Source organism: Pseudonocardia sp. CA-142604 (genome assembly GCF_050948475.1).
GTDB classification, from domain to species: Bacteria; Actinomycetota; Actinomycetes; order Mycobacteriales; family Pseudonocardiaceae; genus Pseudonocardia; species Pseudonocardia alaniniphila.
Genome location: NZ_CP192045.1, coordinates 2574713 through 2586471, shown reverse-complemented (window position 1 = coordinate 2586471; position 11759 = coordinate 2574713). Strand labels below are relative to the sequence as shown.

The window sequence follows — 11759 nt, the reverse complement described above, 5'->3', positions numbered from 1 at the left end:
TCGGATCATGTGTGTTCGGCTCACTGCCGACCGGCCTCGATCGCAGCCGCCAACTCGGCGGCGTCGTCGAACGGATGCTTCACGCCGTCGATCTCCTGGCCTGTCTCGTGCCCTTTACCGGCTACGACGACCGCGTCTCCCGGCCGGGCGTAGGCCACCGCAGCCGTGATCGCGGCGCGCCGGTCGCCGATCTCCATCAGATCACCGTGGCCCTGCTCGGCCTGGGCGCCGGCCATCATGGCGGCCCGGATGGCCGAAGGGTCCTCGGTGCGCGGGTTGTCGTCGGTGACGACGAGAAGCTGCGCCCGGGACGCGGCGGCAGCGCCCATCAAGGGCCGCTTGCCCCGGTCGCGGTCGCCACCGCAGCCCAGCACGACGATCAGGCGGCCCGTCACCTGCGCCCGCAGCGTGTCGAGCAGCGCAGCCACAGCGGCAGGCTTGTGCGCGTAGTCGACCAGCGCGAGATACGGCTGCCCCGCCTCCACGCGCTGCATCCGCCCCGGGACGGCCAGGGTCGCGAAGCCCTCCGCCGCCACCGCCGCCGGCACGCCCACGGCATCCAGACAGGCCAGCGCGACCAGCGCGTTGGCCACGTTGAACGCTCCCGGCAGCAGCAGCCGCACGGGCACGGACGCGCCGTCCGGGACCACCGCGGTGAACGTCTGCGTGCCGTCGGTGCCCGTGGCGGCGTCCACCGCTCGCCACTGCGCCGGCCCGCAGGTGGACACCGTGACCGCGTCCGGGCACCGCGCAGCCAGCCGCCGGCCCCACTCGTCGTCGATGCACACGACGCCGTGGGCGGCCCGCCCGTCGAACAGCGCCGCCTTCGCCTCGAAGTAGTCGTCCATGTCGTCGTGGAAGTCGAGATGGTCCTGCGACAAGTTCGTGAAGGCGGCCACCGCGAACCTGGTGCCGGACACCCGGCCGAGCGCGAGCGCGTGGCTCGACACCTCCATCGCCACGTCGGTGACGCCGTCCTCGGCCATCACCGCGAACAGCGCCTGCAGGTCGGGGGCCTCCGGGGTGGTGAAGGCGCTGGGCAGGTCCTTGCCGTCGATGCGGGTGCCGACCGTGCCGACCAGCCCGGTGGCGCGGCCCGCGGCGCGGAGCCCCGCCTCGAGCAGGTGCGCGACCGTGGTCTTGCCGCTCGTGCCGGTCACGCCGAGCACCGAGAGCCGGGCCGTCGGGTCGCCGTAGACGAGCGCGGCGACCGTTCCCAGTACCTCGCGGGGCCGCGGGTGCACGAGAACGGGAAGCCCGCGCAGCGCCGGACGCCGCGCGCCGTCGGGATCGGTGAGCACGGCGACGGCTCCGGCGGCGAGCGCCTGCTCGGCGAAGTCGGCACCGTGGGCACGGGAGCCCGCCAGTGCGGCGAACAGGTCGCCGGGCTGCGCCTCTGCCGCGCGCAACGTCACTCCGGTGACGCGCGAGGGCCGTGCGGCGCCGGTGGCAGGCGCGACAGTGGTGGCACCGACGGCGCCCGCGATCACCTGCAGGTCAACCGGCCGCACGCACCGCGGCCGGGGACACGCGGCGGCCGTGGAGGCGGCGGCAGGACTGGCTGGTGACACGTCGGGGAGGCTACCGGCGCACCTCGACCGCCCTGCCCTCGCACCGCCACGTGGGCGATGGGAGATACACCACCGGCCGCGGGGGAACGACCGGCAAGCGCATGCTTCCCCGAAAGGGTCTGGACGAACGGCCAGTGGTCGTTCTCACCGCACCGATGATCGATCCGGCTGAGCCGGAGCACCGGCGTGTCGCGCCTGCACCGGCCTCTGTGGACGACCGCAGCGGCCACGACCGGTCGCCGCCCCCACCCGACCACCCGCCGTACACCCGTGCGGGAGCCCGGCCCACGCATCGGCGTCCCCGGCGGGGATGCGGCGACGGGCCGAGCACCCGGGCGCTACGGCGGGGGCGGCAGTGCGGGCGGCGGCGGTGGCGACGCGGGCGGCGGCGGTGGCGTGGGCAGCGTCAACATCTGCACCGGAGCCTCGGTGGGGCTCACCGGCAGCCGCTCGCGCTGCGCCAGGTAGGTGGCGATGTCGTGGAACAGCGGGGCTGCACTCGTGCCCGCCTTGGGCGCATCGAGCATGATCGCGATGACGTACCGCGGATTCTGCGCGGGGAGCATCCCGGCGAACGTGATCCAGTACGTCGACGCCGAGTAGCAGCCGCAGCGCGGATCCACCTGCTGCGCCGTGCCCGTCTTGCCCGCCACCTGGTAGCCGGGCACCGCCGCCGCCGGTCCCGTGCCGGTCTGCCCGGGGGCCTTCTGCGTGACGGCGGTGAGCATCGTGCGCAGCTGCTCGGCCGTGTGCGGCGACACCACCTGCACCCCCTGCGGCGGGGGCGCCACCGTGGGCACCCCGTCAGGCCCGGTGGTGGACTCGATGATCCGCGGCGGGATCCGCAGTCCGTTGTTGGCCACCGCCTGGTACATCCCCGCCATCTGCAGGGTGGTGACCGACAGCCCCTGCCCGATCGGCAGGTTGCCGAACGTCGACCCGGACCACGTCGCGATGGGGGGCACCAGGCCGCCGCTCTCGCCGGGAAGCCCGACACCGGTAGGGGTGCCCAGCCCGAAGCGCGTGAGCATGTCGGCGAAGCGCTGCTCCCCCACCTTCTGCGCCGTCATGATCGTACCGACGTTGGACGACTTCGCCAGGATCCCGGTGAGCGTGAACTGCTCGGGCCCGTGCACCCACGCGTCGTTGATCGTGCGGTCGGCGACCTTGATGTTCCCCGGCACCGTCACGACGTCGGTGGGCTTCGCCACGCCGTACTCGAGCGCGGCCGACATCGTGACGATCTTGTTGACCGATCCCGGCTCGAACGGGCTCTGCACGGCAGGGTTGGCCAGCTGCTGGGGTGTGGCGCCCCCGAGGTTGCTCGGGTCGAACGTCGCCCCGTTCGCGATCGCGAGCACCTGCGCGGTGTGGGCGTCGAGCACCACTGCCGATGACGTCGGCTTCGCACCAGTCTGCGCGACGTAGTCGGTGAGCGCCTTCTGCGTCATGTACTGCAGGTCCGAGTCGAGGGTGAGCTGCACGGTGGACCCCTGGACCGCGGGCCGCTCGTAGCGGGTGCTGCCCGGGATGACGGCGTCACTGCCCTCCGCGGTGTCCACCACCCGCAGGCCCGCCGACCCGGCGAGCGCGTTGTCCTGCGAGCTCTCCAGGCCCACCCGGCCGACGAGCTTGTTCTCGTCGGCGCTCCACGACGCGGCACCGACCACGTTCGCGGCGGCGTTGCCCGCCGGGTACTGCCGATCCTCCCGCCGGTCCGCTGCGATCTCGTTGAACCGCTGGTGCAGGGAATCCGCGACGTCCGGGTCGACGAGCCTGGCCAGCACCACGTAGCCCCGGTCGCTGGTGAGCTGGTTGACGAGCTCGGTGCGGTCCTGGCCGGTGGCCTGGGCGACCGCGGTGGCCATCTCCCCGACGTACTGCGGAGTGTTCTTCCCGTGGTTGGACGCGATGAGGCGGGGATTGGCCGAGAGCGTCCGGGCCTCGACGCTGAACGCGAGCGGGTGGCCGTTGCGGTCCAGGATCTCGCCGCGCTCGGCGGGGAGCGTGATGTCGGTCGTCGACTGGAGTGCCGACTTCGCGCTCAGTGCGGGCGCATAGACCGTCTGGACGGCGACCAGCCTGAGCGTGGCCACACCGAGCGCGAGCACGAGCAGGATCCGGCCGACCTTGAGACGGCGCGAGTAGTTCGCGCCCTTCTTCGCCGCACGACGAGGTGGCGCGGGGGGACGCTGCGTCGGGACCCTCCGGACCGCCCGCGAGGCCCGGGGCCGGGGCGGGGCCGTGGTCATCAGCCGTTGCCCGTCCCGTCCGCTCCGGCGGCGCCCTGCGTGGACGTACCGCCGGTCGTGCGCTGCGTCGCCCCGCCGGTGGCGCCCTGCGTGGACGCGCCCCCGCTGGTGCCCGCCGTGGACGCGTCGTCACTGGTGCCCTGCGTCGTCGCACCCTCGCCGGTCGTGGACGAATCGTCGCCACTGGTGCCGGTTGTGGACGTGCCGCCGGTCGCACCCGACGTGGACGCACCCCCGGTGACGCCTTGCGTGGAGGCACCCCCTTGAGTGTCACCGGTGGACGCGTCGCTCCGGTCGCCTGCCGACTGTCCCTGAGTGCCCGCCGCGCCGCCCTGGGCACCCGTGGCCGATTCCTGCGAGTCGTCGGACGCTGCCGAGTCGTTCGCCGTTGCCGAGCCACCGGCCGCTGGTGCTGCCGGCGTGCCCTGCTGCCCCGCGGACGGGGCGGGCTGCACGGGAGCGGGCGGCAGTGGCGGCGGTGGCGGTGCGACGGCGGCCCGTGGCTGACCGACGACCGTGACCGAGCCGTCCGGCGCCACCACGAGTCGTGCGGAGTCCTGGACCGGGACCATCCCGAGCGCCTCGGCACGCCGGGCCAGCTCGGGCGCGGACTCCAGGTCGGCCACCTCGCGGTGCAGCCGCTCGCTCTGCTGGCTCAGCGCCAGGGCCGCAGCCCGTGCGGACTGCAGATGGTAAGAGCCCCCTGCGGCAGCAGTGGACAGCCACAGCGTCGCCACCAGCCCGACGGCGAGCAGAACCATGACCAGCAGCACGAACTGCGGACGCCTCGGGGCAACCGCGGTACGGGTCGGACGGTTGACGGGCGCCCGCCGCGGCCGATCCTCCCGCCCGGCGTAGTCCTGCGGCGACCGCCGGCCACGCAACGACGACGGCTCCCCCGTACGAGGGGTGACGACCGGTGCGCCGCGTTGAGCCGGGATCGTGGTGGAACGGGTGCGCGTGGCACCACGGGGCGTCGCACTCCGGGTGGCGGTGCGAGTGCGCTCACCGACCGGCGTGCTCACCCCAGCCCTCCATCGGCCAGCGCCTCACCTGGGACGGACCGTCTGCGTGCGACCGCCCTCACCGGTGCCCCGACTGCGCCTGTCATGACCGCCCCTCTCTTGCTGACGCCGCGCGCCGTGCCCGGCGCGGCGACCCTTACGTCGCAACCCTGTGGCGCGTGCAGCCGCGCACGCCGTCACTCGGCCGCCTCGCGGATGCGTTCCGCTGCCCGCAGGCGCACCGAAGCGGCCCGCGGGTTCTCACTGATCTCGTCCTCGCCTGCCTGCTCGGCACCGCGTGTCAGGAGCCGCAGCTCCGGGCCGTGGCCGGGCAGTTCGACAGGTAGGTCCATAGGTGTGCGCGAGCTCGACCGCGCCGCCAGCTCACGCTTGACGATGCGGTCCTCCAGCGAGTGATACGCGAGCACCACGATCCGCCCGCCGACGGCGAGGGAGTCCAGAGCGGCGGGGAGCGCCGTCTGCAGCGCGTCCAGCTCGCCGTTCACCTCGATCCGCAATGCCTGGAACGTGCGCTTCGCCGGATGGCCGCCGGTGCGGCGCGACGCGGCGGGCACCGCCTCGTAGAGCAGCTCGACCAGCTCGCTGCTGCGCTGCAGCGGCGCCTTCGCACGCCGCCGGTCGACGGCCGAGGCGATCCGCCCCGCGAAGCGTTCCTCGCCGTACTCCCGCAGGATGCGGGCGAGCTGCGACACCGGGTAAGAGTTGAGGACTTCTGCGGCGGTGGGACCGGTGGTCGGGTCCATCCGCATGTCGAGATCCGCGTCGCGGGCATAGGAGAAGCCGCGCTCGTCGGCGTCGAGTTGGAGGGAGGACACCCCGAGGTCGAACAGCACGCCGTCGACGCGAGGCAGCCCCAGCTCCGCGAGGACGTCGGCCATGCGGTCGTAGACCGCGTGCACGAGGTGGATGCGGTCGGCGTGAGCCGCGAGCCGCCGCCCCGCCATCGCGAGAGCCTCCGGGTCACGGTCCAGGCCGACCAGAGTGAGCTGCGGGTGCTCCGCGAGCAGGGCCGCGGCGTGCCCACCCAGGCCCAGCGTCGCGTCCACCATCACCGCAGGACGGTCGGACAATGCAGGGCGGAGGAGCTCGCCGACCCGGGGCAGGGCCACGGGAACGTGCTTGGCCCCAGCCGGCTCGCCCTCGTGGTGATGCTGCCCCACCGCACACCTCCCTGCCCCGTGTCGTCGAGCCCCCCGCTTGGCCCGGGCTCCCCAGCCGGGCCACCAGCGATGTCCCCACCCGGCAGACCTGGCACCGGGGAAGGTGCGCCAGGGCTGCCGGGTGGGGACACCGCCGCGTCGATCTCCACCCCGCTCCATCCCGGATCAGATGAGTCCGGGAAGCACCTCCTCCTGGGCCTTCGCGTAGGTGTCCTCGTTTGCATCCTGGTACCGCTGCCAGGCCTCGGCGTCCCAGATCTCGGCACGGGTGAAGGCGCCGATCACGACACAGTCCTTGGTGAGGCCGGCATAACGGCGCAGCTCAGGGGTGATGGCGATCCGCCCCTGGCCGTCGGGGTTCTGCTCGTCGGTGCCGGAGAACAGGTTGCGCTGGAACACACGGGCGGACTCGCTCGTGAGCGGCGCGCTTGCGACCTTGCTGGCCAGTTCCGTGAAAGCCTCGCGGGTGAACACGTACAGGCAGTGGTCCTGCCCCTTCGTGATCATCAGCCCGCCTCGCAGCTCGTCGCGAAATTTTGCGGGCAACGTGAGCCGCCCTTTGTCGTCCAGCTTGGGGGTGTAGGTACCGAGGAACACCGGCCCCACCTCCAACAGTGGCCCCGTTGTGCCCCAGCGAGAACCACATTACCCCACTCTTCCCCACCGTCAACAGGATCGATCGTGGCTCTCCGCCGGCTTCCGTCAGAAAACTGCAGGTCAGAAGGGGTGGGGGAAGGTGGGGGGCGCTGACGGGCCTCACCCGCACACATGGATTCCATCCGGTGTTTCAGTCACTCAGCGTGAGAATTTGCGGCCTCACGCGCCCGCTGATGGCGCCATGTGGGGGTAGCGCGACCGCCGATGGGGTGCCGCGGGGGACAAGGTCATCGCCAGTGGGGCACAGTGGGGACGGCGCGGAGTACCCCCATCGGGCAAAGTTCTCTGCGGGCGTTTGACAGACTGATCGCGTCTCGACGGATCGGGACCGACACGACGAGCGCGAGGAGGTCTGGTGACCACGACGAGCAGCCGCGCCGGGATGGAGGGCGACGCGCCGGCCCTCGCCGATATCGCCGATCTCTGCGGCCGGATCGCGGCCAACATCCAACGGGTCATCGTGGGCAAGCCCGAGGTCGTGCGGGTCGCGCTGGTCACCATGCTCGCTGAGGGCCACCTCCTGGTGGAGGACGTCCCGGGCGTCGGCAAGACATCACTGGCCAAGGCACTCGCGCGGTCCATCGACTGCTCGGTCAGCCGCGTCCAGTTCACGCCCGACCTGCTGCCCGGCGACATCACCGGCATGTCGATCTACAACAGGCAGACCACCGAGTTCGAGTTCCGGCCCGGCCCGGTGTTCGCCAATGTCGTGATCGCCGACGAGATCAACCGCGCCTCGCCGAAGACACAGTCGGCGCTGCTCGAGTGCATGGCCGAGCACCAGGTCACCGTCGACGGCGCCACCTACGCGCTCGCGAGCCCGTTCATGGTCGTCGCCACGCAGAACCCCATCGAGATGGACGGCACCTACCCGCTGCCCGAGGCGCAGCGCGACCGGTTCACCACACGCGTCAGCGTCGGTTACCCCGACCTCGGGGCCGAGCTGGCGATGGTCGACGAGCACGCCGCCAACGACCCGCTCGACATCCTCCGCCCCGTCGTCGACGCACGGCTCGTCCGCTCGGTGATCGACGCCGTCCGCCGGGTGCACGTGAGCCCCGAGGTGCGGCAGTACTGCGTGGAGCTCGTCGGCACCACCCGCAGGCTCCCCGAGATACGGCTGGGCGCGTCCCCACGTGCCACCCTCCAGCTCGTGCGAGCGGCCAGGGCGCAGGCCGCGCTCGCCGGCCGCGGTTTCGTGGTGCCCGACGACGTACAGGCCGTCGCGGTCCCCGTGCTGGCCCACCGGCTGCTGCTCACCCCGGAGGCGCAGGCCTCGCGACGCACCGCCGTCGACATCGTCCGCAGCCTCCTCGCCCGGCATGCCGTACCCGCGCCGGGGCGAGGCCACTGACCGGGGATGTCCCCGGCCATGGGCAGGAGCGGCGGAGCCCGGTCGTGAGCGAGCGGTCCGGGCGGTTCTCCGGCCTCACCACACGGGGCCGCTGCCTGCTCGCGGGTGGCCTCGCCACCGGGGCGTCCGCCATCGCCCTCGACGAGCGCGACCTGCTGCGCATCGGCGCGTTCGTCGCCCTGCTGCCGGTGCTGGCCCTGCTGCTCGCCGCCCGGGCCCGCCGGCGGATCCACGTCGAGCGCGAGCTCACCCCGGCCCGGGTGCCGGTCGGCGCCGCCATCACCGTCGGGCTCCACCTGCACGGCGGCCCGCTGCTCGGTGCCCTCCGGTTGACCGACACCGCGCCCGACGCCGCAGGCCCCCAGTCCGCCGCTCCCCCGCGGTTCACGGTGCACCGGCTGTCCGGCCGGGGCAGCGCCACGGTCACCTATCCCCTTCGGCCGGTGCTGCGCGGTGTGCACCGCGTCGGCCCGCTCAGCGGCACGGCCACCGATCCCCTCGGGCTCGCGGAGTTCGAACGGGAGCTCGCACCGGCCGACCGCCTGGTCGTCCTGCCCCGGGTGGTCGCGCTGCAGGGGCTGCCGCCCGCCATCGGGGCAGGCGAGGGCACGCCGGGCTCCGCGCTGGCCCACCAGGGACAAGGCGCGTCGGACGTCCTCATCCGGCCCTACCGGCAGGGCGACGAGCTGCGCCGCGTCCACTGGCGCAGCACGGCGCGCCACGACGAACTGATGGTGCGGCTGGAGGAGCGGCCGTGGCGCGGCGGGATGACGGTGCTGCTCGACCGCCGCGACGTGGCCCATCGGGGGCGCGGCGCCGACTCCAGCCTCGAGTTCGCGGTGAGCCTCACCGCCAGCATCTGCACCCACCTGCTCGCCCGCGGCGAACCGCTCGATCTCCTCACGGAGGACGGTGTGCAGCTCAGCGGCCGGGGTTCCGGCATCAGCCCGGAGCCGCTGCTCGACGCCCTCGCCGCCCTGCGCCCGTCGGCCCGGCCCGATCTGGCAGGCCCTGAGCTGCGGTCGGGCACCGACGTGCTCGCCGTGCTCGGCGCACTCGAGCCCGGTGAGGTCGAGACGCTGCTCGGCCGCCGCACCGGCGGCGGCAACGCCGTGCTGCTCGACACCTCCACCTGGGACCCCTCCGTACGGGACCGGGCAGGATCCGGTGGCACCGTCGCAGCCAATGCGGCGACCCTGCGCGGGGCCGGCTGGCACGTCACGATCGCCTCGGCCGGATCCTCGCCGGAACGCGTCTGGAGCGACCTGGTGAGCGGACTGTGAGCACCACGATCGCGGGTCCTCCGACGGCCCCGCCCCCCACCGGGCCGCCTCCCAGCGCCCCCGCAAGGCCGCCCGCCGCACGCGGCGCCGGGCTGCCGTGGGTCTCCACGATCGCATCCGGACTGGCCGTGCTCCTCGCGGCCGGCCCCGTCACGGCCATCGTGCAGGGCGGCGCCTGGTTCGGCCACGCTCTCGCCGCGGTCGCCGTCGTCGTCGTCCTCGGGCTTCTGCTGCACCGGCTCGGAGCCGTCGTCGTCGCGGCCGGGCAGGCCGTCGGGGTGCTCGTGCTGCTCACGGTGCAGTTCGCCGACGACGGGCTGCTCGGGGTACTGCCCGGTCCCGGGGCGCTGCAGGAGTTCGGGGCCCTCCTCTCCGGAGCCGGTCAGCAGATCGACACGGGAATCGCGCCCGTGACGAGCACCCCGCAGATCCTCTTCCTCGTGGCGGCCGCCTTCGGCCTGCTGGCGATCGGCGTCCACCTCGCGGCGGTGAGCGCAGCCGCGCCCGCCGCGGCCGGTGTGCCGCTGCTCGCCGTCTTCGCCGTACCGGCAGCGCTGGCCGACACCCTCCTGCCGTGGTGGGCGATGGCCGCCGCCGCTGCCGGGTTCGGGCTGCTCCTCGTGGCCCAGACGGGATTCCGGGGCCGGCTGCCGGGCGCCGCCGCGCTGGTCGCGGTCGCGGTGGTGCTCGCGGTCGGCGTCGGTACGGCCACGAGCTTCGTCGGCACCGCGGGCCGGTTCGACAGCGGCACCGGTGCGGGCGGATCGGGTGGCTCCATCGGCCTGAGCCCCTTCACCGCACTGCGCGGGCAGCTCGACCAGCGTGACCCCGTCGATCTCTTCCGGGTCCGCGGCCTCACCCGCCCCACCTACCTGCGGGCACTGACTTTGCGCCAGTACGTGCCGGACGCCGGCTGGCAGGCCACCCGGCCCGCCCCCGGCGTCGGGCTGCCCGGCCCGATCCAACCCCAGCCGACCGGCTCCGGCGAGGTCGCCAACGTGGAGATCGAGAACCTCGCCTTCCGCGACTACTGGCTGCCGCTCTACGGCGACCCGATCGACGTCGGCGGGTTGCCCGAGGGGCCGTGGCTCTACGACCGGAGCAGCGGCACCGGCTACACCGGCCGCCCGCGGCAGGAGGACGGGTGGCGTGAGCAGGCGTTCCTGCCGGTGCCCACGGTCTCCCAGCTCCGTCAGGCGACCGGGGACTCCGGGGTCGGACCGGAGTACCTCGACGTCACGGGCGTCGACCCGCGCGTCACCGAGATCGCCCAGCAGGTCGTGGCGGGACGCTCCAACAACTTCGACCGCGCGATGGCGCTGCAGGACTACTTCACCGGGCCCGACAGCCAGTTCACCTACAGCCTCCAGACGGCCCCGGGCTCCGGCGACGACGCGCTGGTCGAGTTCCTCACCGTCGGCAAGGCGGGGTACTGCGAGCAGTTCGCATCTGCAATGGCGGTCATGCTGCGCTCCGTCGGCGTCCCGTCGCGGGTGGCGGTCGGATTCACCGCGGGCGCCGACAACGGCCAGTACCGCACGATCAGCACCTCCGACGCGCACGCCTGGGTCGAGGCCTGGTTCCCCGGCATCGGCTGGACGACGTTCGACCCCACCCCCCTGACCGACGGCCGCACCATCGCACCGCCGTACGTCCAGGAGGCCCAGGGCAACCCGCCCGACCCGGAGAACGCCCCGGCCGACGCCGATCTCAGCCCCGGGAACAACGCAGAGCAGCAGCCCCTGCCGGCCCCCGCCGAGACCGAGCAGGCCCCGTCGGTCGCCCTCGCCCCACCGCCTGCCGCCGAGGGGAGCGTGCCGCTCTGGCCGCTCTTCGTGGTGGTCCTGCTGGTTGCCGGCGCATTCGTCCCGGCCGGGCTGCGGGTGATCGCACGGCGCCGGCGCCTCGCTGCGGCAAGCGCGGGCGGCCCGGACGCCACGGGTGCGGCCTGGGCGGAGCTACTCGCGGAGTCGATCGACCGCGGCGTCGACCACCCACCGAGCGACACGGTGCGAGGTGCGGCCCGCCGTATCGTTCGTGAGCACCGGCTCGACGACGACGCGCAACAGGCGCTGCGGCAGGTGGTCACCGCGGTGGAGGCGAGCTGGTACGGCGACGTCCACCCCGCCCCCGGCGATCTGGATGAGCCGGTGGACGCCGTGCGGGCCGGAATCGCCGCCGGTGGCTCGCTGTCGCTGCGCGGACGGCTGCTTCCGAGGTCCGTGCTGCAGCGGACCCCGACCTCGAAGCCCGCGGCGGAACGCGAGAAGGCAACCTCCGGCACCTGATCTCCCAGACCTATCGCACGAAGTGCCGCTCGCCCACCAACCGGCCACCACTCGGCGCCGACCCCGGAGCCCCGCCCGCACGAACGGGTCGCTCGCCCACGGCCCCACAGCCGCGGTCCCCAGAGCGCCCGCCATGCCCCCACCAGGAGCACGCTCGCCCAGACCTGTC

Annotated in this window: 8 protein-coding genes; 3 read left to right on the top strand and 5 right to left on the bottom strand. The window is 73.6% G+C overall.

The window, feature by feature from the left end:
- Positions 1-20: 20 nt before the first annotated feature.
- The 5 genes from ACQPZQ_RS11820 to mraZ form a co-directional block, all read right to left on the bottom strand.
- Positions 21-1571, bottom strand: coding sequence for a UDP-N-acetylmuramoyl-L-alanyl-D-glutamate--2,6-diaminopimelate ligase (locus ACQPZQ_RS11820; protein ID WP_433294969.1), 1551 nt, complete (start codon positions 1569-1571; stop codon positions 21-23).
- A gap of 338 nt (positions 1572-1909) precedes the next feature.
- Positions 1910-3823, bottom strand: coding sequence for a peptidoglycan D,D-transpeptidase FtsI family protein (locus ACQPZQ_RS11815; protein ID WP_433294967.1), 1914 nt, complete (start codon positions 3821-3823; stop codon positions 1910-1912).
- Positions 3823-4848: a hypothetical protein gene (locus ACQPZQ_RS11810; protein ID WP_433294965.1), complete on the bottom strand. Its 1026-nt coding sequence runs from the start codon at positions 4846-4848 to the stop codon at positions 3823-3825. The genes ACQPZQ_RS11815 and ACQPZQ_RS11810 overlap by 1 nt, the downstream gene beginning before the upstream one ends.
- A 176-nt stretch (positions 4849-5024) precedes the next feature.
- Positions 5025-6008, bottom strand: coding sequence for a 16S rRNA (cytosine(1402)-N(4))-methyltransferase RsmH (rsmH, locus tag ACQPZQ_RS11805; RefSeq protein WP_433294963.1), 984 nt, complete (start codon positions 6006-6008; stop codon positions 5025-5027).
- Between the two features lie 165 nt (positions 6009-6173).
- A complete protein-coding gene (mraZ, locus tag ACQPZQ_RS11800; RefSeq protein WP_433294961.1) occupies positions 6174-6605 on the bottom strand; it encodes a division/cell wall cluster transcriptional repressor MraZ in 432 nt (143 codons plus the stop codon).
- A gap of 442 nt (positions 6606-7047) precedes the next feature.
- On the opposite strand from mraZ, the gene ACQPZQ_RS11795 reads away from it, so the two are divergent.
- Genes ACQPZQ_RS11795 through ACQPZQ_RS11785 form a run of 3 tightly spaced genes read left to right on the top strand, consistent with a single transcriptional unit; the run spans position 7048 to position 11590 of the window.
- A complete protein-coding gene (locus ACQPZQ_RS11795; protein ID WP_433299136.1) occupies positions 7048-8019 on the top strand; it encodes an AAA family ATPase in 972 nt (323 codons plus the stop codon).
- Positions 8020-8063: 44 nt separating this feature from the next.
- On the top strand, positions 8064-9302 hold the full coding sequence (locus ACQPZQ_RS11790; protein ID WP_433294960.1) for a DUF58 domain-containing protein: 1239 nt from the start codon (positions 8064-8066) through the stop codon (positions 9300-9302).
- On the top strand, positions 9299-11590 hold the full coding sequence (locus ACQPZQ_RS11785; RefSeq protein ID WP_433294958.1) for a transglutaminase TgpA family protein: 2292 nt from the start codon (positions 9299-9301) through the stop codon (positions 11588-11590). Before ACQPZQ_RS11790 ends, ACQPZQ_RS11785 begins: the two co-directional genes overlap by 4 nt.
- Positions 11591-11759: the final 169 nt, after the last annotated feature.

Bases quoted from the DNA above. Each gene is read 5' to 3' on its own strand.
- ACQPZQ_RS11815 (WP_433294967.1), bottom strand. From the start codon at position 3,823: ATGACCACGGCCCCGCCCCGGCCCCGGGCCTCGCGGGCGGTCCGGAGG.
- ACQPZQ_RS11795 (WP_433299136.1), top strand. From the start codon at position 7,048: ATGGAGGGCGACGCGCCGGCCCTCGCCGATATCGCCGATCTCTGCGGC.